The organism is Streptomyces sp. NPDC041940 (assembly GCF_055589465.1).
Genome location: NZ_JBVJBP010000023.1, coordinates 84,090 through 103,817, shown reverse-complemented (window position 1 = coordinate 103,817; position 19,728 = coordinate 84,090). Strand labels below are relative to the sequence as shown.

General features: G+C 73.1%; 18 protein-coding genes. 15 read left to right on the top strand and 3 right to left on the bottom strand.

Annotated elements, in window-relative coordinates; genetic code table 11:
- The first annotated feature begins 84 nt into the window (after positions 1-84).
- The 4 genes from ACZ6I3_RS31530 (at position 85) to ACZ6I3_RS31515 (ending at position 3,701) form a co-directional block, all read left to right on the top strand.
- Positions 85-750 (top strand): ScbR family autoregulator-binding transcription factor, encoded by a 666-nt coding sequence (locus tag ACZ6I3_RS31530; RefSeq protein WP_469419239.1) that lies wholly within the window; start codon positions 85-87, stop codon positions 748-750.
- 158 nt (positions 751-908) lie between these two features.
- Entirely contained in the window at positions 909-2,351 is a 1,443-nt protein-coding gene (locus ACZ6I3_RS31525) for a DUF2252 domain-containing protein (RefSeq protein WP_469419238.1), read from the top strand.
- 71 nt (positions 2,352-2,422) lie between these two features.
- Entirely contained in the window at positions 2,423-3,292 is an 870-nt protein-coding gene (locus tag ACZ6I3_RS31520; protein WP_469419236.1) for a hypothetical protein, read from the top strand.
- A gap of 79 nt (positions 3,293-3,371) precedes the next feature.
- A complete protein-coding gene (locus ACZ6I3_RS31515) occupies positions 3,372-3,701 on the top strand; it encodes a rhodanese-like domain-containing protein (RefSeq protein ID WP_469419324.1) in 330 nt (109 codons plus the stop codon).
- A 22-nt stretch (positions 3,702-3,723) separates the two neighbouring features.
- On the opposite strand, the gene ACZ6I3_RS31510 is transcribed toward ACZ6I3_RS31515, so the two are convergent.
- Positions 3,724-4,857, bottom strand: a complete 1,134-nt coding sequence (locus tag ACZ6I3_RS31510) for an acyl-CoA dehydrogenase family protein (RefSeq protein ID WP_469419234.1) — start codon at positions 4,855-4,857, stop codon at positions 3,724-3,726.
- Positions 4,858-5,136: 279 nt separating this feature from the next.
- Here ACZ6I3_RS31510 and ACZ6I3_RS31505 point away from each other — a divergent pair, with 279 nt between their 5' ends.
- From ACZ6I3_RS31505 to ACZ6I3_RS31495, 3 genes are read left to right on the top strand one after another with little or no spacing between them, the layout of a single operon-like run.
- Positions 5,137-5,892 carry a DUF5819 family protein gene (locus ACZ6I3_RS31505; RefSeq protein WP_469419323.1) on the top strand — a complete coding sequence of 252 codons (756 nt, stop codon included), beginning with the start codon at positions 5,137-5,139 and terminating at the stop codon, positions 5,890-5,892.
- Complete coding sequence (locus tag ACZ6I3_RS31500; RefSeq protein WP_469419233.1) at positions 5,889-7,106, top strand: HTTM domain-containing protein; 1,218 nt, start codon at positions 5,889-5,891, stop codon at positions 7,104-7,106. The genes ACZ6I3_RS31505 and ACZ6I3_RS31500 overlap by 4 nt, the downstream gene beginning before the upstream one ends.
- A complete protein-coding gene (locus ACZ6I3_RS31495; RefSeq protein ID WP_469419232.1) occupies positions 7,103-7,870 on the top strand; it encodes a TrmH family RNA methyltransferase in 768 nt (255 codons plus the stop codon). Before ACZ6I3_RS31500 ends, ACZ6I3_RS31495 begins: the two co-directional genes overlap by 4 nt.
- A 45-nt stretch (positions 7,871-7,915) precedes the next feature.
- Here ACZ6I3_RS31495 and paaN read toward each other — a convergent pair whose 3' ends face one another.
- The gene (gene paaN, locus ACZ6I3_RS31490; protein WP_469419230.1) at positions 7,916-9,607 is read right to left on the bottom strand and encodes a phenylacetic acid degradation protein PaaN; all 1,692 of its coding nucleotides are present in this window, start codon (positions 9,605-9,607) and stop codon (positions 7,916-7,918) included.
- 160 nt (positions 9,608-9,767) lie between these two features.
- Between paaN and ACZ6I3_RS31485 the strand changes: the two genes are divergently transcribed.
- A complete protein-coding gene (locus ACZ6I3_RS31485; protein ID WP_469419229.1) occupies positions 9,768-11,285 on the top strand; it encodes a 3-hydroxyacyl-CoA dehydrogenase in 1,518 nt (505 codons plus the stop codon).
- The gene (locus tag ACZ6I3_RS31480) at positions 11,282-11,872 is read left to right on the top strand and encodes a TetR/AcrR family transcriptional regulator (RefSeq protein WP_469419227.1); all 591 of its coding nucleotides are present in this window, start codon (positions 11,282-11,284) and stop codon (positions 11,870-11,872) included. The genes ACZ6I3_RS31485 and ACZ6I3_RS31480 overlap by 4 nt, the downstream gene beginning before the upstream one ends.
- Before the next feature lie 19 nt (positions 11,873-11,891).
- On the opposite strand, the gene ACZ6I3_RS31475 is transcribed toward ACZ6I3_RS31480, so the two are convergent.
- Positions 11,892-12,377 carry an Lrp/AsnC family transcriptional regulator gene (locus tag ACZ6I3_RS31475; RefSeq protein ID WP_469419321.1) on the bottom strand — a complete coding sequence of 162 codons (486 nt, stop codon included), beginning with the start codon at positions 12,375-12,377 and terminating at the stop codon, positions 11,892-11,894.
- Between the two features lie 190 nt (positions 12,378-12,567).
- On the opposite strand from ACZ6I3_RS31475, the gene pdhA reads away from it, so the two are divergent.
- From pdhA to ACZ6I3_RS31445, 6 genes are all read left to right on the top strand, one after another.
- On the top strand, positions 12,568-13,704 hold the full coding sequence (gene pdhA, locus ACZ6I3_RS31470) for a pyruvate dehydrogenase (acetyl-transferring) E1 component subunit alpha (protein ID WP_469419225.1): 1,137 nt from the start codon (positions 12,568-12,570) through the stop codon (positions 13,702-13,704).
- Positions 13,704-14,708: an alpha-ketoacid dehydrogenase subunit beta gene (locus ACZ6I3_RS31465; protein WP_469419223.1), complete on the top strand. Its 1,005-nt coding sequence runs from the start codon at positions 13,704-13,706 to the stop codon at positions 14,706-14,708. The genes pdhA and ACZ6I3_RS31465 overlap by 1 nt, the downstream gene beginning before the upstream one ends.
- Positions 14,708-16,000: a dihydrolipoamide acetyltransferase family protein gene (locus ACZ6I3_RS31460; RefSeq protein ID WP_469419222.1), complete on the top strand. Its 1,293-nt coding sequence runs from the start codon at positions 14,708-14,710 to the stop codon at positions 15,998-16,000. Before ACZ6I3_RS31465 ends, ACZ6I3_RS31460 begins: the two co-directional genes overlap by 1 nt.
- 239 nt (positions 16,001-16,239) lie before the next feature.
- Entirely contained in the window at positions 16,240-17,247 is a 1,008-nt protein-coding gene (locus ACZ6I3_RS31455) for an NTP transferase domain-containing protein (protein WP_469419220.1), read from the top strand.
- Complete coding sequence (locus tag ACZ6I3_RS31450) at positions 17,244-18,614, top strand: molybdopterin molybdotransferase MoeA (RefSeq protein ID WP_469419219.1); 1,371 nt, start codon at positions 17,244-17,246, stop codon at positions 18,612-18,614. The genes ACZ6I3_RS31455 and ACZ6I3_RS31450 overlap by 4 nt, the downstream gene beginning before the upstream one ends.
- Positions 18,611-19,717, top strand: coding sequence for a potassium channel family protein (locus ACZ6I3_RS31445; protein ID WP_469419217.1), 1,107 nt, complete (start codon positions 18,611-18,613; stop codon positions 19,715-19,717). Before ACZ6I3_RS31450 ends, ACZ6I3_RS31445 begins: the two co-directional genes overlap by 4 nt.
- Positions 19,718-19,728: the final 11 nt, after the last annotated feature.

Here is a 19,728-nt window from a genome sequence, read left to right as displayed (position 1 = left end):
GGTGAGCCAAGCCGCTGGGACAGGCTCTCGCGCCCCCGCTGCACAGTGACTTCACAGGGATCGACGGAGATCAGGAGGCACCCGATGGCGCGACAGGAGCGCGCGATCCGCACCCGGCGGACCATCCTGGAGGCGGCGGCGGCCGTCTTCGACGAACGCGGCTACACCTCGGCGACCATCGGAGAGATTCTGGACCGGGCGGGCGTCACCAAGGGCGCGCTGTACTTCCATTTCGGCTCCAAGGAGGAGCTCGCGATCGGGGTGTTCGAGGAGCAGCTCGCGATCACCCTCCCGCCGCAGTCCAGCAAGCTCCAGGAACTCGTCGACTCCGGTCTGGTGCTGGCCCGCCGGCTGCGGTCCGAGCCGCTGGTGCGGGCCAGTGTGGGGCTCGCCCTGGACCAGGGGGCCATGGACCTCGACCGCACCCAGGCCTTCGGGATGTGGTTCGACCAGAACGTGCAGCGGCTGGCCGAGGCCAAGGCGCAGGGCGAACTGCTGCGCCATGTCGACGTGGCGGAGACGGCCGAGCTGCTGGTCGGCAGCTTCTCGGGGGTGCAGCTGCTGTCTCAGCTCCGCTGCCAGCGGCGGGATCTGGAACGCCGTGTCGTCGTGATGTTCGAGCACTTCCTGCCGAGTATCTGTGTGCCGGCGGTGCTGGCCCGGCTCGACGTCTCGGTGGAGCGGGCGGAGCGGGTGCTGGCCGAAGTGGCGGGCGTGCCGGAAGGACAGGTGCTGCCCGCTCCCGCGTGAGGTGTCCACAGCCGTGAGGTGTCCACAGCCGTGAGGTAGCCACGGCCGGGAGTTGTCCACAGCCGGGGAGTTGTCCACAGGGTCTGACGCGTTTCGGCCGCCCGGATGTACGGTCGGCACGAGTTGATGTTCGTGCGCGTGCGGGGGAGGCGGTTGGGATGACCAGGGCTGATGTGACGGCCGAGGACGCCGAGGACAGGGCGGCGGGCGGGACGGACCGTCGGCTGCCCCGGGTGCGCGGCTTCGCCGAGTGGCCGGCCGAGGGCTCGCCCAAGGACGAGGGCAAGGCCCTGCGCAAGCGGATCCCGCGGAGCGCGCACTCCCTGCTCGACCTGGACGCGTCCCGGCCCGACGCGGTGAGCGCGGTCGAGGAGTCGGGCCGTGGCCGGCTCCCCGAGCTCACCCCGATCCGGGTGGGCCGCATGGCCGCCACCCCCTTCGCGTTCCTGCGCGGCGCGGCGGGCCTGATGGCCTTCGACCTGGCGCGCACCCCCATGACCCGGATCCGGGCGCAGATCTGCGGTGACGCCCACGCGGCCAATTTCGGCCTGTACGCCGACGCGCGCGGCGGCCTCGTCATGGATCTGAACGACTTCGACGAGACGGTGCACGGCCCCTGGGAGTGGGACCTCAAGCGCCTCGCGGCCTCCCTGGTGCTCGCGGGCCGGGAGGCCGGCGCGGACGAGGACCGGTGCCGCAAGGCGGCGTACGACGCGGTGGGCGCCTACCGCCGCACCATGCGGCTGCTGGCCAAGCTCCCGGTGCTGGACGCGTGGAACGCGATCGCGGACGAGGAGCTCGTCTCCCACACGGACGCCCACGACCTGGTCGGCACGCTGGAACGGGTCTCCGAGAAGGCCCGCCACAACACGAGCGGCCGCTTCGCGGCCAAGTCGACGCGGGCCACGGAGAGCGGAGGGCGCCGGTTCGTCGAGGCCCCGCCGGTGCTGCGGCACGTCCTGGACGCGGAGGCCGCGGCGGTCGCCGCGTCTCTGGAGGAGTACGTCGGCACCCTGCCGGAGGACCGCCTCCCGCTGCTCGCCCGGCACGCGGTGCACGATGTGGCGTTCCGCGTCGTCGGCACCGGCAGCGTCGGCACCCGGTCCTACGTCGTGCTGCTCCTGGACCACCGGGGCGAGCCGCTGGTGCTCCAGGTGAAGGAGGCGCGGTCCTCGGCGCTGGTGCCGCATCTGGTGACGGCCGGTTTCGAGGCGCCGGAGACCGTGCACGAGGGCCGGCGGGTCGTGCTGGGACAGAAGCGGATGCAGGTCGTCAGCGACAACCTGCTGGGCTGGACGACGGTCGACGGGTTCCCCTTCCAGGTCCGCCAGTTCCGCAACCGCAAGGGCAGCGTCGATCCGGCCGAGCTGGCCGCCGACCAGATGGACGACTACGGCCGGATGACCGGCGCGCTCCTGGCCCGGGCGCACGCCCACAGCGCCGATCCCCGCCTCGTCGCCGGGTACTGCGGCAAGAACGAGGAGCTGGACGAGGCGATGGCGGCGTTCGCCGTGGCCTACGCGGACCGGACCGAGGCGGATCACGCGGAGCTGGTGGCGGGGGTGCGGGCCGGGAAGGTCGCCGCGGAGACGGGCGTCTGACCCTGGGGACGCCTCGGGCGGGTGGCCGTCCGGGGCACAGGGGCGGGCGCGGTGTGGCCTAGGCTGGTCGGGTGACGACCCCGGAAGCTGAGCAGGGCGGTGGCGGCGCCGATGAGGAACGGGTGACGCCCGAGGGCGACGCGGCCCGCGCCGAAGGTGACGCGGCCCGGCCCGAGGAGCGGCTCGAGCGGGCCGTGCGGGCCGCAGAGCAGGCGCTGATCGAGTACGAGATCGCGGTGGAGACCTTCCGCGTCGAGGTCGAGAACTTCTCCCGGCTGCACGAACAGAAACTCGGCCCGCTCTACGCCCGGCTCGAGGACCTGGACGCCCGGATCCTCGAGGCCAGGGCCGCCCGCAGCGGCGACCCCGACGACCGGCGGCGCGCCGAGGAGGCCAGGTCGCGGCTGGCGCCGATCCCCGGCGTCGAGGAGCTGCTGAACGGCTGGATGGACGACAGCGGCCTGTTCCCGGAGGCCGTGGCGATGCTCACGGACCAGGCGGTCCGGCCCCCGCAGCGGGTCCGCCCCAGCGAGGAGGCCCGCAAGCTCTACCGGGACCTGGCCCGCAAGGCGCACCCGGACCTGGCCCAGGAGGAGAAGGAGCGCGAGCGCCGCGAGGAGTTCATCACCCGGGTCAACGCCGCCTACGCCCGCGGCGACGCGGCGGAGCTGCGCGAACTCGCCGAGGAGTGGGCCAAGGGGCCCGAGCTCAAGCGCGGCCCGAGCCGCGCCGAGGAGCTCTACAACCGCCTCGAATGGCTCGCCCAGCGCAAGGAACTGCTCGCCCTGCTCGCCAAGGAGCTGGAGGAGAGCGCCATCGGCCACATGCTCCAGCTGGCCCCGGACGACCCGGACCGTCTTCTGGACGAGATCGGGCAGCAGCTGCGCACCCAGGTCACCGAGCGGGAGACGGAGCTGGCCACGCTGCTCGGCGAGGGCTGAGCCGCTGGGGCCGAGCCCCGTCCCGTCCGGCCCGTGGGGCGGGTCGGGTAGCGTCGGAGGCATGAGTTTTGGAGCTGGTGTGCCCACGGTCGAGATCGGGGACCTCAAGGACGGCGACTTCCTGCTGGACGTCCGCGAGGACGACGAGTGGAAGGCCGGTCACGCCGAAGGGGCGCTGCACATCCCCATCAGCGAGTTCGTCGCCCGGTACGGCGAGCTGACCGAGGCCGCCCCGCAGGACGGCCGCGTCCATGTGATCTGCCGCTCCGGCGGCCGGTCCGCCCAGGTCACGATGTACCTGGCGCAGCAGGGCGTCGACGCCGTGAACGTCGACGGCGGCATGCAGGTGTGGGAGGCGGCGGGCCGTCCCGTGGTGACGGAGGACGGGCAGCAGGGGTTCGTCCTGTAGCGCCTCCCGCCCGTAGGGGCCTTCAGGCCGGCGGGTGCGCCGCCAGCAGGTCGCCCAGGGTCTCCTCGTGTGCCGAGGCCGGGCCGAGCGACAGCTCCAGGTGCTTGGCCCAGGCGTGGTACCGGTGCAGGGGGTAGTCGACGTCCGCGCCGAACCCGCCGTGCAGATGCTGCGCGGTCTGCACGACCCGGCGTACGCCCTCCGCCGCCCAGATCTTGGCGACGGCGACGTCACCGGTGGCGGGCAGCGCGCCCGGTGCCCCCGAGGCGATCCGCCACGCGGCCTGCCACAGCGTGACCTCCATCGCGCGCAGGTCGATGTAGCGGTCGGCGGCCTGCACGGCGACGGCCTGGAAGGTGGCGATCGGGAACCCGAACTGCTCCCGTTTGCTCGTGTACTCCCCGGTCATCCGCAGCACGCGCTCCCCGAGCCCGAGCGCCAGCGCGCACGTCCCGGTGGCCAGCAGCTCCCGCAGCCACTCCCACGCCCCGTCGGCGTCGATGACGTCCCGCGCGGTGAGCCGGGCCGACTCCAGCCGCAGCTCGCCGAGCCGCTCACCGCTGGTGGAGAACTGCTCGGCGAGGACGGCCCCGGGGTGCTCGCGGGGCACCAGGGCGAGGACGGTCCGGCCGGTCGCGGTGTGGGCGGGCACGACCGTGACGTCCGCGTCGTAGGCCCATGGCACGGCCGTCTGCACCCCGTCCAGCACCCAGGTCCCGCCGTCCTGCCGTGCGGTCACGGCCAGCTCGGCCGGGTCGTGGCCGGTGCGGCCGTGCGCGGCGACGGTCAGCACGATCTCGCCCCGGCCGGCCCGGGCGAGCAGGGCGGACTTCGCCTCGTCGCTCCCGAAGGCCTGGACGGCGGCCGCCGCCGCGCCGCTCTCCAGCAGCGGCACCCTGGCCAGCACCCGCGCCGACTCCCGCAGCACCAGGCACAACGCGATCGCGTCCAGGCCGGCCCCGCCGTACCGCTCGTCGAGCAGCAGGCTCAGCAGGTCCGCGTCGGCGAGCCGGGACCACAGGGCGCGGTCGTGGGTCTCGGCGACGGCGCCGGGGGTGAGCGCGGGGCTGGGCACGGCGTCCGGGGCGACCCCGGCGAACACGCCCTTCGCCGCCTCGGCCGCCGCCTGCTGCTCCTCGGTGAAGGTGAAGTCCACGGTGCCTGTCCTTCCGGGCCGATCCCGTTGAGCTGACGGGGCGTCAAGATAGAACAGGTTCTAGCAGAAGGGAATGGGCGTACGGGCGGGCGCCGTATGGTGTCCCTCCGGGCGGTCGCGGGCGCCGTACGGTCGGCTTCCGCGGTGTGGCGACGGCCACGGCCGGGACCGGCGGACAGGGGCTGTGCCGGGGCGGGTGGCCTGAGTACCGTGCCCGTGCCGACGCCGCGCGGTGGTGCGCGGGCGGTACGACGGACCGGGAATCTGGAACGGGGCGGAATGGACGCGTACGACGAGGGCTCGAACGCCCGGCACGGGCCGGACGGCCCGCCCGGCCCGTCCGGGCTCGCCGAGCCGGGCCCGCCCGACCCGCCACGGTCCGGCATCGCCGCGCTCTCCCTCCCGTACCAGATCGGTGTCGCGCTGGCGCTCGCGGTCGTCGCGATCGGGGTCTGTGTGCACATCGCGATGACGTTCCTGCATGTCGCGCCGTCGAACACGGTCACCAAGGAGCACGGCGAAGCCGTGGACGACTGGATCTATCCGGAGTTCGAGCAGAACTGGAAGCTCTTCGCCCCGAACCCGCTCCAGCAGAACATCTCGATCCAGGCCCGCGCCGAGGTCCGCGGCGCGGACGGCGAGCAGCTGAGCACCGGCTGGTACGACCTGTCCGCCGAGGACGGCCGGGCCATCGACGGCAATCTGCTGCCCAGCCACACCCAGCAGAACGAGCTGCGCCGCGCCTGGGACTTCTTCACCGCGACGCACGACAGCGAGAGCCGCCCGGTCGGCCTGCGCGGCTCGCTCTCCGAGTCGTATCTGCGCCGGATCGTGGTGCTGCGCCTCGACCGCGACGACGCAGCGGGCGCCTCGGCCGGGGACGGCGGTGTGATCGAGCGCGTCCAGGTCCGCTCCCGCACCACCAACGTGCCCCCGCCGAAGTGGAGCCGGGAGAAGGTCTCCACCACGCCGTCCTACCGCGAGCTGCCCTGGTGGCCGGTGCCGCGCGACGAAGCCCGGGGAGGCATGCGGTGAACCGCTACTCACTGGCCGTCTCGCGCGGCATCGCCCGGGTCACCGAGGCCGCCCTCGGCCCGTACCAGACGGCCGTGATCCGCATCGGCTTCAGCGCGACCTGGCTGCTGTTCCTGCTGCGCGAGCTGCCCCACCGCCATGAGCTCTACGGTCCCGACGGGCCCTGGAGCTGGGGACTCGCCGAGCAGCTGATCGGGACCAACAAGGCCTTCACCACCCTGATGTGGTCGGACGGCCGGCTCTGGTTCGAGTTCGTCTACGCGCTCGCGATCCTCTCCAGCGCCCTGCTGATGCTGGGCTGGCGCACCCGCACCATGTCGGTGGTGTTCATGGTCGGCGTGCTGTCGCTGCAGAACCGCAGCGTCTTCATGGGCGACGGCGGCGACAACGTGCTGCACCTGATGTCGGTCTACCTGGTCTTCACGCGCTGCGCCCAGGTGTGGTCGCTGGACGCCCGGCGGGCCGCGCGCGCCCGGGACGCCCGGGAGCGCGGCGAGCGGGTCACTGACCGGACCGGCCCGGCCCTGTGGGGCGTACTCGGGGCCGTGCTGCTCGCGGCGACCCTGGCGGGCCGGATGGACGGCGACGACCTGCTGATACCCGTGCTGCTGTGGACCGTGTGGGCGGCACAGGCCCTGTGGTGGCTGGCCGGGCGCCGCGTGAAGTCCGGCGAACCGCGGATCCTGCTCGACGTCGTCGCCAACATCGTGCACAACGGAGCCCTGCTCGTGATCATGGCCGAGGCGTGCCTGATCTACGCGACGGCCGGCTGGTACAAGATCCAGGGCTCCCGCTGGCAGGACGGCACCGCCGTCTACTACCCGCTCCACCTGGAGTACTTCTCGCCCTGGCCCGCCCTCGCCGACCTGCTGTCCTCCAGCGGCACGATGGTGATGCTCGTGACCTACGGGACGGTCCTCGTACAGGTCGCCTTCCCGTTCACGCTGTTCAACCGGCGGGTGAAGAACGTCCTGCTGGCGCTCATGATCACCGAGCACGCCGTGATCGCCGTCGTCCTGGGCCTGCCGTTCTTCTCGCTCGCGATGATCGCGGCGGACGCGGTGTTCCTGCCGACGTCCTTCCTGCGCCGACTGGGCGGCTGGTCGTCACGGGCGCGTGACCGGCTGCTTCGCCGGCGCGGCGGGCGCGTGCCGGTGCCCGAGCAGCACGACCCTGAGACCTCCAGGGCCACGCACGTAGGCTTCGGGGCATGACCGACCCCGTCACCGTCTGGCACCGGCTCGCCGGCGGCACCGTCCTGCTCGACGGCTTCCACGCCCTCAAGCACGCGGTGCGGTTCGGCGCCGAGGTGCCGGTGGCGGTCACCGCCGACCGGGCGGCCGCACTCGCCCTCGCCGACGAGCTGGCCCCGGACGTACGGGACGCGCTGGGCGCGCTGCTCACGGAGGTGCCGTACGAGACGTACGCGTCGTTCGTGCCGCGCCCGCACCCCACCGCCGTGGCCGCGCTCGCCGTGCGTCCCTCCCGCGAGTCCAACCTCGCGCGGCTGGCGCGCACGCCCCGTACCGCCCCGGTGGTGGTCCTCGACCATCCGCGCAACCTGGGCAACGCGGGGGCGGTGATCCGCCTGGCCGCCGGCTTCGGCGCGACGGGCGTGGTGACGACCGGGACGGTCGACCCCTGGCATCCGACGGTCGTACGCGGCGGCGCGGGCCTGCACTTCGCGACAGCGGTGGAACGGCTGGAGGTTCCCGACCTGCCGCCCGGCCCGCTGTTCGCCCTCGACCCCGAGGGCGACGACATCCGGGGCGTCAAGCTCCCGGACGACGCCGTCCTCGCGTTCGGCTCGGAACGCACGGGCCTGTCGGAGGAACTCCGCGCCCGCGCGGACCACTTGCTGTCCCTGCCGATGCGTCCGCAGGTCAGCAGCTACAACTTGGCGACGAGTGTGGCGATGACGCTGTACCACTGGAGCTGCGGTGCGCCCCTTCAGGGGCGCGGGGAACTGCGCGAGTAACCACAACGCACCGGCACCCGCGCAGGCAACTGCACCCCCGAGCCCTTAGGCCTCCCTGCGCACCTCCACCACCCGGAACCGGTTCGCGACGAACGCCCCGTCACACAGCGCCGCACTCGCCGCAGGGTTACCCCCCGACCCGTGGAAGTCGGAGAACGCGGCCGTCTGGTTCACATACACCCCGCCCGTCAGGTTCAGCGACAACTGCGCCGCCTCCTCCAGACAGGCCTCCCGCACGTCCTGCTCGACCTCCGGGTCGGTCGTGTACGCCCCGACGGTCATCGCGCCCTTCTCGCGGACGGTCCGCCGCAGCAACTCCACCGCGTCCGAGGCCGAGTCGACGGCGACGGCGAAGGACACCGGCCCGAAGCACTCGCTCATGTACGCGGCCTCGTCGTCCGGCTTGGCCCCGTCCAGCTTCACGATCACCGGGGTCCGCACGACCGCACCCGGGAAGTCGGGGTTGGTGATCTCCCGGGACGCCAGGGCGACCTCGCCGAGACCCGCCGCGGCCTCCAGACGGGCCTTCACGTCCGGGGTGACGATCGCACCGAGCAGCGCGTTCGCCCGGGCGTCGTCGCCGAGCAGGCCGTCGACCGACCTGGCGAGGTCGGCGACCACCTCGTCGTAGGACTTGGGGCCCTGGTCCGTGGAGATGCCCTCCCGGGGGACGAGCAGGTTCTGCGGGGTCGTGCACATCTGGCCGCTGTACAGGGACAGCGAGAACGCCAGGTTGGAGAGCATGCCCTTGTAGTCGGACGTGGAGTGGACGACGACGGTGTTGACGCCGGCCTTCTCCGTGTAGACCTGCGCCTGGCGGGCGTTGGCCTCCAGCCAGTCGCCGAACTCGGTCGAGCCCGTGTAGTCGATGATCCGGATCTCGGGGCGTGTCGCCAGGGTCTTGGCGATGCCCTCGCCGGGGCGCTCGGCGGCCAGCGCGACCAGGTTCGGGTCGAAGCCGGTCTCCGCGAGCACCTCGCGCGCCACCTGCACCGTGAGCGCGAGCGGCAGCACCGCGCGCGGGTGGGGCTTGACCAGGACCGCGTTGCCCGTGGCGAGGGAGGCGAACAGGCCCGGGTAGCCGTTCCACGTCGGGAAGGTGTTGCAGCCGATCATCAGGGCGATACCGCGCGGGACCGGCGTGAACTGCTTGGTCATGGCCAGCGGGTCGCGCTTGCCCTGCGGCTTGGTCCACTCGGCGTTGTCGGGCGTGCGCACCTGCTCCACGTACGCGTACGCCACCGCCTCCATGCCGCGGTCCTGGGCGTGCGGGCCGCCCGCCTGGAACGCCATCATGAACGCCTGGCCGGAGGTGTGCATGACCGCGTGCGCGAACTCGTGGGTCCGGTCGCTGACGCGCTTGAGGATCTCCAGGCAGACCACCGCGCGCTGCTCCGCGCCCGCGTCCCGCCAGGCCCGCTGTCCGGCCTTCATGGCGGGCAGCAGCACGTCGAGGTCCGCGTGCGGGTACGTCACGCCGAGGTCGACGCCGTAGGGGGACGTCTCGCCGCCCACCCAGTCGTCGGTGCCGGGCTGGCCCAGGTCGAGGCGGCTGCCGAGCAGGGCGTCGAAGGCGGCCTTGCCCGCCGCCGCGTCCAGGCTGCCGTGCTCCCCGTAGGCCTTGGGGTGCTCGGGGTGCGGGGACCAGTACGCGCGCGTGCGGATCGCTTCCAGCGCCTGGTCGAGGGTGGACCGGTGCCGGGCGATCAGCTCGTGCGCCGAGAGTGCGGCGGTCATGGGTGACCATCTCCTCGTCTCAAGAACTCTTCGTCGAGTTCATGACCTGGGCAGAAACCTGGGCAGGAACACTCGGACACAGCTAGAGTAACCGAACGATCGGTCGGCTCAAGGGGGTCCGCCGCATCTGTGGAAAACCCCGTGCGGGAGGATCGCGCACATGACAGCACTCGACCTCAGCAGCCCCGTGGCCGTCGTCGGCACCGGCACCATGGGCCAGGGCATCGCCCAGGTCGCGCTGGTCGCGGGCCATCCCGTACGGCTGTACGACACCGTCCCAGGGCGGGCCCGGGAGGCGGCCGGCGAGATCGGCGCGCGCCTGGACCGGCTCGTCGAGAAGGAGCGGCTCACCGGCGCCGACCGGGACGCCGCCCGTGCCCGGCTGCTGCCCGCCGAGGCCCTCGCCGAGCTGGCGGACTGCGTCCTGGTCGTCGAGGCGGTCCTGGAGCGCCTGGACGTCAAGCAGGACCTGTTCCGCGAGCTGGAGGGCATCGTCGCCGACGACTGCCTGCTCGCCACCAACACCTCGTCCCTGTCGGTCACCGCGATCGGCGGCGCCCTGCGCTCCCCCGGCCGCTTCGTCGGGCTGCACTTCTTCAACCCGGCGCCGCTGCTGCCGCTGGTCGAGGTCGTCTCCGGGTTCGCCACCGACGTCTCGTCGGCCACGCGCGCGTACGAGACGGCCCGCGCCTGGGGCAAGACGCCGGTCGCCTGCGCGGACACCCCCGGCTTCATCGTCAACCGCATCGCCCGGCCCTTCTACGCCGAGGCCTTCGCGGTGTACGAGGCCCAGGGCGCCGACCCGGCCACCATCGACGCCGTGCTGCGCGAGTCGGGCGGCTTCAAGATGGGCGCGTTCGAGCTGACCGACCTGATCGGCCAGGACGTCAACGAGTCCGTCACGCACTCCGTCTGGCAGTCCTTCTTCCGGGACGTGCGCTTCACCCCGTCCCTCGCCCAGCGGCGCCTGGTCGAGTCCGGCCGGCTGGGCCGCAAGACCGGCCAGGGCTGGTACGACCACGGGGACGACGCCGAGCGTCCCGAGCCGGACACCGCCGAGAAGCGGCAGCCGCCCGCGTACGTCGTCGCCGAGGGCGATCTGGGCCCGGCGTCCGACCTGCTCGCGCTGATCCGCGAGGCGGGCATCCCGGTCCGCGACGAGGACGACGACAACGGCACCCGCATGGTGCTGCCGAGCGGCGGCCAGCTCGCCCTCGCCGACGGGCAGACCTCCGTGGAGTTCCGGGACGTCGTCTACTTCGACCTCGCCCTCGACTACCGCAAGGCCACCCGGATCGCCCTGTCCGCCTCCCAGGACACCTCCCCGGGGACCCTCGCCGAGGCCATCGGCCTCTTCCAGGCGATGGGCAAGCGCGTCAGCCTCATCGGCGACGTGCCCGGCATGATCGTCGCCCGCACGGTCGCGCGGGTCATCGACCTGGCGCACGACGCGGTCGCCAAGGGCGTCGCCACCGAGGAGGACATCGACACCGCGATGCGCCTCGGCGTCAACTACCCCCTGGGCCCCTTCGAGTGGAGCCGGAAACTCGGCCGCTACTGGGCCTACGCGCTCCTGGACGACCTCCACATGCGCGACCCCTCGGGGCGCTACACGCCGTCCCTCGCGCTGTACCGCCACGCCCACGCCTCCGACAAGCGGGAGGGCACAGCCTCATGACCACCGCCAAGCGCGACACGTACACCCCGGACACCCTGCTGTCCGTCGCCGTCCAGGTGTTCAACGAGCGTGGCTACGACGGCACCTCCATGGAGCACCTCTCCAAGGCGGCCGGCATCTCCAAGTCGTCGATATACCACCACGTCGCCGGCAAGGAGGAGCTGCTGCGCCGTGCCGTGAGCCGGGCCCTGGACGGCCTCTTCGGGATCCTCGACGAGGAGCACGCGCGCGTGGGGCGGTCCGCCGAGCGCCTGGAGTACGTCGTGCGGCGCATGGTCGAGGTGCTCATAGCCGAGCTGCCCTACGTGACCCTGCTGCTGCGGGTGCGCGGCAACACGGACACCGAGCGGTGGGCCCTGGAGCGGCGCCGCGACTTCGACCACCGGGTGGCCGACCTGATCCAGGCGGCGGCCGCGGACGGGGACGTGCGCGACGACATAGAGGTCCGGCTGGTGACCAGGCTGGTCTTCGGAATGATCAACTCGATCGTGGAGTGGTACCGGCCGGACGGGCGGGGCATGAACGAGCGCGAGGTGGCCGACGCGGTGGTGCGGCTGGCGTTCGGGGGGCTCCGCGAGGGCGCCTGAGCCTCAGGGAAAGGACCCCTCAGCCCTGCGGCTCCAGGTCCTCCTCCTCGAACACCAGCAGCGTGCGGGTGCTGAGCACCTGCGGGATGGCCTGGAGGCGGGTCAGTACCAGTTCGCGCAGGGACCGGTTGTCGGAGACGTGCACCAGCAGCAGCACGTCGAAGTCCCCGCCCACCAGGGCGATGTGGGAGGCGCCCGGCAGCTGTCTGAGCTCCTCGCGCACCGTGCGCCAGGAGTTCTGCACGATCTTCAGCGTGATGTACGCGGATGTCCCCTGACCGGCCCGCTGATGGTCGACGCGGGCGCCGAAGCCTCGGATGACACCGTCCTCGACGAGCCGGTTGATACGGGCGTAGGCGTTGGCGCGCGAGACGTGGACCCGTTCGGCGACCGACCGTATCGAGGCGCGGCCGTCCGCCTGGAGCATGCGCAGGATGTCCTGATCTATGACGTCCAGGGGTCGCGGCGGCGGCAGCACACCGCCGGCGTCCTGTCCTTCGGCCATTTGTTCAGATGCCACCTGCGCCGACCTCCCTACCATGGACGTACTGCGTCCATCACAGGCTGTGGAGAACCGTTTGTCCACAGCCTGAGGCCAGCCATAGCCAAATTGCGCCGTCGACCGAACAATCGGTAGGTGAGGCGGGTCACAGCCGACGCGCCTCCCGTAGCCGCTCCCACGAGGAGGTGCCGTCATGACGGTCATGGAGCAGCGGGGCGCGTACCGGCCTACCCCGCCGCCCGCCTGGCAGCCCCGCATGGATCCCGCGCCGCTGCTGCCCGACGCCGAGCCGTACCGCGTCCTCGGCACCGAGGCCGCCGCGAAGGCCGACCCGGAACTGCTGCGGACGCTGTACGCGCAGCTGGTCCGAGGCCGCCGCTACAACGCGCAGGCCACCGCTCTCACCAAGCAGGGCCGCCTCGCCGTCTACCCCTCCACCACAGGCCAGGAGGCCTGCGAGGTCGCCGCCGCGCTCGTGCTGGAGGAGCGGGACTGGCTCTTCCCGAGCTACCGCGACACGCTCGCCGTGGTCGCCCGGGGCGTGGACCCCGTCGAGGCGCTCACACTGCTGCGCGGCGACTGGCACACCGGCTACGACCCCTACGAGCACCGGGTCGCCCCCCTGTGCACCCCGCTCGCCACGCAGCTGCCGCACGCCGTGGGCCTCGCGCACGCCGCCCGCCTCAAGGGCGACGACGTGGTCGCGCTGGCCATGGTCGGCGACGGCGGCACCAGCGAGGGCGACTTCCACGAGGCGCTGAACTTCGCCGCCGTCTGGCAGGCCCCGGTCGTCTTCCTGGTGCAGAACAACGGCTTCGCGATCTCCGTCCCGCTCGCCAAGCAGACCGCGGCCCCGTCGCTGGCCCACAAGGCCGTCGGCTACGGCATGCCCGGCCGGCTGGTCGACGGCAACGACGCCGCCGCCGTGCACGAGGTGCTCTCCGACGCCGTACGGCACGCCCGCGCGGGCGGCGGTCCCACCCTGGTCGAGGCGATCACCTACCGCGTCGACGCCCACACCAACGCCGACGACGCGACCCGCTACCGCGGTGACGCCGAGGTCGAGACCTGGCGCGAGCACGACCCGATCCAGCTGCTGGAGCGGGAGCTGACCGAGCGCGGCCTGCTCGACGAGGCCGGCAAGCAGGCCGCGCGGGACGCCGCCGAGGCGATGGCCGCCGACCTGCGCGCACACATGAATCAGGACCCGGCGCTCGACCCGATGGACCTGTTCACCCACGTCTACGCCGAGCCCACCCCGCAACTGCGCGAGCAGCGGGAGCAGCTGCGGGCGGAACTGGCGGCCGAGGCCGAGGGGGGCTCTCACTGATGACCACCGTCGCCGTCAAACCGGCCACCATGGCGCAGGCCCTCACGCGCGCGCTGCGCGACGCCATGGCCGCCGACCCCGCCGTGCACGTCATGGGCGAGGATGTCGGCACCCTCGGCGGCGTCTTCCGCGTCACCGACGGCCTCGCGAAGGAGTTCGGCGAGGACCGCTGCACGGACACCCCGCTCGCCGAGGCGGGCATCCTCGGCACCGCCGTCGGCATGGCGATGTACGGCCTGAGGCCGGTCGTGGAGATGCAGTTCGACGCGTTCGCCTACCCGGCGTTCGAACAGCTCATCTCGCACGTGGCCCGGACGCGCAACCGCACCCGCGGCAAGATGCCCCTGCCGATCACCATCCGCGTCCCCTACGGCGGCGGCATCGGCGGCGTCGAGCACCACAGCGACTCCTCCGAGGCGTACTACATGGCGACTCCGGGGCTCCATGTGGTCACACCCGCCACCGTCGCCGACGCCTACGGCCTGCTGCGCGCCGCCATCGCCTCCGACGACCCGGTCGTCGTCCTGGAGCCCAAGCGGCTGTACTGGTCGAAGGACTCCTGGAACCCCGAGGAGCCGACGCCCGTTGAACCGATAGGCCGCGCGGTGGTGCGGCGCTCGGGCCGGAGCGCCACACTCATCACGTACGGGCCGTCCGTACCCGTCTGCATGGAGGCGGCCGAGGCGGCCCGGGCCGAGGGCTGGGACCTCGAAGTCGTCGACCTGCGCTCCCTGGTGCCGTTCGACGACGAGACGGTGTGCGCCTCGGTGCGGCGGTCGGGACGCGCGGTCGTCGTCCACGAGTCGGGTTCCTTCGGGGGCCCGGGCGGGGAGATCGCGGCCCGGGTCACGGAGCGCTGCTTCCACCACCTGGAGGCGCCGGTGCTGCGCGTCGCCGGGTTCGACGTCCCGTATCCGCCGCCGATGCTGGAGCGCCACCACCTGCCCGGTGTGGACCGGATCCTGGACGCCGTGGGGCGCCTGCAGTGGGAGGCCGAGAGCTGATGGCACAGGTGCTTGAGTTCAAGCTGCCCGACCTCGGTGAGGGGCTCACCGAGGCTGAGATCGTGCGCTGGCTGGTCGAGATCGGTGACGTGGTCGCCATCGACCAGCCGGTCGTCGAGGTCGAGACGGCCAAGGCGATGGTCGAGGTGCCCTGCCCCTACGGCGGTGTGGTCACGGCCCGCTTCGGCGAGGAGGGCACGGAACTGCCCGTCGGGGCGCCGCTGATCACGGTGGCGGTGGGGGAACGGGAGCCGTCCGGCTCCGAGGGCTCCGCCGAGGGCTCGGGCAACGTCCTCGTCGGGTACGGCACCTCCGAGGCACCCGCGCGGCGACGCAGGGTGCGGCAGGAGCGGAGGGACGCCCCTGCCCCGGCGGTGAACGGGCGGGCGGGTGTCCCCGAGGCCGAGGACGGCCCCCTCCCCGTGATCTCGCCCCTGGTCCGCAGGCTGGCCCGGCAGAACGGCCTCGACCTGCGGGAGCTGACCGGCTCCGGGCCCGAGGGGCTGATCCTGCGGGCGGACGTGGAGTACGCCCTGCGCGCCGCGCCCCGCCCCGCCGAGACAGCGGCCCCCGCACCCCGGCCCACCACGACAGCCGCCCCGGGCGAGATCCGTACGCCCCTCAAGGGCATGCGCGGCGCCGTCGCCGACAAGCTGTCCCGCAGCCGCCGCGAGATCCCCGACGCGACCTGCTGGGTCGACGCCGACGCCACGGAGCTGATGCGGGCCCGGACGGCCATGAACACGGCAGGCGGGCCGAAGATCTCCCTCCTGGCCCTGCTGGCCCGGATCTGCACCGCGGCCCTCGCCCGCTTCCCCGAGCTCAACTCCACCGTGGACGCGCAGGCCAGGGAGGTCGTCCGGTTCGACCACGTGCATCTGGGCTTCGCGGCGCAGACCGACCGGGGGCTCGTCGTCCCGGTGGTCAGGGACGCGCACGCGCGGGACGCCGAGTCGCTGACCGCGGAGTTCGCCCGGCTGACCGAGGCGGGCCGGACCGGGAAGCTGACGCCCGGCGAACTCACCGGCGGGACCTTCACGTTGAACAACTACGGAGTCTTCGGCGTCGACGGCTCCACCCCGATCATCAACCACCCCGAGGCCGCCATGCTCGGCGTCGGCCGCATCGTCCCCAAACCTTGGGTGCACGAGGGCGAGCTGGCGGTGCGGCAGGTCGTCCAGCTCTCGCTCACCTTCGACCACCGGGTGTGCGACGGCGGCACGGCGGGCGGCTTCCTGCGCTACGTCGCGGACTGCGTGGAACAACCGGCGGTGCTGCTGCGGACGCTGTGATGCCGTTTGGCGCTGCGGGCGGACGCGGTGATGCCTCCTGGCGTCGCGGGCGGACGCGGTGATGCCGACCGGTGTTGCTGCGGAGACTGCGATCCCGTCCGGCGCCGAGGGCGACGCGGTGATGCCGTCCTGGCGCCGCGGGCGGACGCTGTGATTCCGCTCCGGGGCGCGGCCGTTCCCGGTGATCGCGTCCCGTCCCCCGCGTTCCCTGTGATCGCGGGGGCACGCATACTCGGGGGGTGACCGCGTACGAGCCTCCCGGTGAACCCGGTGCCGGCCCCGGCCCCGCGCAGGGGACGGATCCCGCCGCCCACGACGCCGTCGTGCTCGCCGGCGGTGCCGCCCGGCGCCTCGGGGGCGCGGACAAACCCGGGGTGCGGGTCGGCGGGCGGGCCCTGCTCGACCGGGTGCTCGCCGCGTGCGACGGCGCCCGCACCACCGTCGTCGTGGCCGCGCCCCGGCCGACGGCACGGCCCGTGACCTGGGCCCGGGAGGACCCGCCCGGCGGCGGACCGCTCGCCGCGCTCGACGCCGGGCTGCGGCACACCACGGCGGAGCACGTCGTGGTGCTCTCCGCCGACCTGCCGTTCCTCCAGGAGCGGACCGTCGGCCGGCTGCTGGGCACGCTGCGGGGGAGCGCCGCCGACGGCGTGCTGCTGACCGACCCCGACGGCCGCGACCAGCCGCTCGTCGCCGCGTACCGCACCCGGCGGCTGCGCGAGACGCTCGCCCTCCTCGCCGACCGGCACGGCGGTCCGCACGGTCTTCCCCTGCGGCGCCTCACCGCCGAGCTGAACCTCACCCGCATCTCCGATCCCGTCGCGTCGTTCGACTGCGACACCTGGGACGACATCGCCTCCGCCAGGGCACGCATCAGGGAGCATGGGCACGTGTTGGATGAATGGATTTCCGCGGTCAAGGACGAGCTGGCGATCGACCTCGATGTCGATGTGAAAGAGCTGCTCGACCTCGCCCGCGACGCCGCCCATGGTGTGGCCAGGCCCGCCGCGCCGCTGACCACCTTCCTCGTCGGCTACGCGGCCGCACGGGCCGGCGGGGGACCCGAGGCGGTCGCCGAGGCCGCCCGCAAGGCCGTGGCCCTCGCGGCCCGCTGGGCGGAGGAGAGCACCCCGGAAGCCTCGGCAACCCCGGAAACCCCGGAAGACCCGGTGGCCCCGAAGGCCCCGGGGGACCGCCCCGACGTCGCCCCCGACGCGACGCCCGACACCCGCCCGGACGCCGGATGACCCCGCACGGCACCCGCACCGGTGAGGACGCCGAGGATCTCGACGTCGAGGAGGTGCTCGCCCTCGTGAACAACAGCAACGGCACCCACCTGCCCGACCCCGCCGCACGAGGGGAGCAGGACAGCACCCCCACACCCCGGAAGCCGGACACCCGGCACCGGGCCACCCCCTGGCCACAGGCCCGGGACATCGCCGAGCGCGCCGCCCGAAGCGCCGGCCGGGCCGCCCGCCGCGAGCCCGTCTCCCTGCCCCTCGACGCCGCCCTCGGCCTCACCCTGGCCACCCCCCTCGACGCCCTCACCGACCTCCCCTCCTTCGACACCTCCGCGATGGACGGCTGGGCGGTCGCCGGACCCGCCCCCTGGGACGTACGGGAGGAGGGCGTCCTGGCCGGGCACACCGCGCAGGCGCCCCTGACCGACGGCGAGGCCGTCCGGATCGCCACCGGCGCCCGCATCCCCGCGGACACCACGGCCGTCCTGCGCAGCGAGCACGGCCGCACCGACGACAAGGGCCGTCTGCACGCGACCCGGGGCGTCGCCCCCGGCCAGGACATCCGCCCCCGGGGCCAGGAATGCCGCACCGGCGACCAACTCCTGCCCGTCGGCACCCTCGTCACCCCGGCCGTCCTCGGGCTCGCCGCGGCGGCCGGGTACGACACGGTCACCGCCGTCCCCCGCGCCCGCGTCGAAGTCCTCGTCCTCGGCGACGAGTTGCTCACCGAAGGGCTGCCGCACGACGGTCTGATCCGGGACGCGCTCGGCCCCATGCTGCCGCCCTGGCTGCGCGCGCTCGGCGCCGAGGTCACCGTCGTACGACGGGTCCGCGACGACGCCTACGCCCTGCGCAAGGCGGTGACCGCGTCCGACGCCGACGTCATCGTCACCACCGGCGGCACCGCCGCGGGCCCCGTCGACCACGTCCACCCCACCCTGCGCCGCATCGGGGCCGAACTCCTCGTGGACGGCGTCAAGGTGCGCCCCGGCCACCCCATGCTGCTGGCCCGCATCACGGAGACCCAGCACCTCGTCGGGCTGCCGGGCAACCCGCTCGCCGCCGTCTCCGGACTGCTGACGCTCGCCGAGCCGCTGCTGCGGACCCTCGCGGCCCGCCCGGCCCCGGAGCCGTACACGCTGCAGCTCAGGGACGCCGTGCACGGGCACCCGCACGACACCCGGCTCGTGCCCGTCGTCCTGCGCGGCGATCAGGCCGTGCCGCTGCACTACAACGGCCCGGCCATGCTGCGCGGCATCGCGGCGGCCGACGCGCTGGCCGTCGTGCCCCCGGGCGGCGCTCGCAGGGGGCAGGAGGCGGAACTGCTCGACCTGCCCTGGGCGTCCGGCGGAATCGGAGTGTGTTTCACGTGAAACTTCCGGGCCAGGACGCGATCGCCCGCCAGGCGGACGAACAGCTCGTGACCCAACGGGTGAAACTCCCGAGGAAAGTGGTGGAGCACCCGTTCCGCCAGGTCGCCAAGCGGCTGTCGGTGGCACTGCTGGTGCTCGTCATCACCGCGCTGGTCGTCTACGCCGACCGTGACGGCTACAACGACAACGCGGGCGGCGGCGTCGATTTCCTCGACTCCTTCTACTACGCGACCGTCACCCTCTCCACGACGGGCTACGGCGACATCACCCCCGCGAGCGATGCCGCCCGGCTCACGAACATCCTCGTCATCACGCCCCTGCGCGTGCTGTTCCTGATCATCCTGGTCGGCACCACCCTCGAAGCCCTCACCGAACGCACCCGGGAGGAGTGGCGACTGACCCGCTGGAGGTCCACGTTGCGCGATCACACCGTCGTCATCGGCTTTGGCACGAAGGGCAGGTCGGCGATCCGGACCGTCTGTGCGACGGGCCTGAAGAAGGAACAGGTCGTCGTGGTCGACCCCAGTTCCAAGGTCGTCGACGCCGCGACCGCGGAGGGCTACGCGGGCATCGTCGGGGACGCGACCCGCAGCGAGGTGCTGAAGCGCGCCGAGGTGCACAAGGCGCGTCAGATCATCATCGCGACCCAGCGGGACGACACCGCGGTCCTGGTGACGCTGACGGCCCGGCAGCTCAACCGCGGGGCGAAGATCGTGGCCACGGTGCGGGAGGAGGAGAACGCGCCGCTGCTCAAGCAGTCCGGCGCCGACGCGGTCATCACCAGCGCCAGCGCCGCCGGCCGTCTGCTGGGCCTGTCCGTGCTCAGCCCCTCCGCCGGCATGGTGATGGAGGACCTCATCCACCAGGGCAGCGGGCTCGACCTCGTCGAACGGCCGGTCGTCAAGGCCGAGGTGGGCAAGAAGCCGCGCGAGGTCGCCGATCTGGTGGTCAGTGTCATACGCGGACACCGGGTGCTCGGCTACGACGATCCGGCCATCGGGACGCTGGAGCTGACCGACCGGCTCATCACGATCGTGCGGAAGACACCGGCGACCCAGGTCGCCCCCGACATCCGTCCGATGCCGCCGATGCCCCGCAACTGACCGGCCGGGTG

Coding starts and splice junctions, on each gene's coding strand:
- ACZ6I3_RS31530 (WP_469419239.1), top strand. CDS start 85: ATGGCGCGACAGGAGCGCGCGATCCGCACCCGGCGGACCATCCTGGAG.
- ACZ6I3_RS31525 (WP_469419238.1), top strand. CDS start 909: ATGACCAGGGCTGATGTGACGGCCGAGGACGCCGAGGACAGGGCGGCG.
- ACZ6I3_RS31505 (WP_469419323.1), top strand. CDS start 5,137: ATGGACGCGTACGACGAGGGCTCGAACGCCCGGCACGGGCCGGACGGC.
- ACZ6I3_RS31495 (WP_469419232.1), top strand. CDS start 7,103: ATGACCGACCCCGTCACCGTCTGGCACCGGCTCGCCGGCGGCACCGTC.
- paaN (WP_469419230.1), bottom strand. CDS start 9,607: ATGACCGCCGCACTCTCGGCGCACGAGCTGATCGCCCGGCACCGGTCC.
- ACZ6I3_RS31485 (WP_469419229.1), top strand. CDS start 9,768: ATGACAGCACTCGACCTCAGCAGCCCCGTGGCCGTCGTCGGCACCGGC.
- ACZ6I3_RS31480 (WP_469419227.1), top strand. CDS start 11,282: ATGACCACCGCCAAGCGCGACACGTACACCCCGGACACCCTGCTGTCC.
- ACZ6I3_RS31475 (WP_469419321.1), bottom strand. CDS start 12,377: ATGGCCGAAGGACAGGACGCCGGCGGTGTGCTGCCGCCGCCGCGACCC.
- pdhA (WP_469419225.1), top strand. CDS start 12,568: ATGACGGTCATGGAGCAGCGGGGCGCGTACCGGCCTACCCCGCCGCCC.
- ACZ6I3_RS31465 (WP_469419223.1), top strand. CDS start 13,704: ATGACCACCGTCGCCGTCAAACCGGCCACCATGGCGCAGGCCCTCACG.
- ACZ6I3_RS31460 (WP_469419222.1), top strand. CDS start 14,708: ATGGCACAGGTGCTTGAGTTCAAGCTGCCCGACCTCGGTGAGGGGCTC.
- ACZ6I3_RS31450 (WP_469419219.1), top strand. CDS start 17,244: ATGACCCCGCACGGCACCCGCACCGGTGAGGACGCCGAGGATCTCGAC.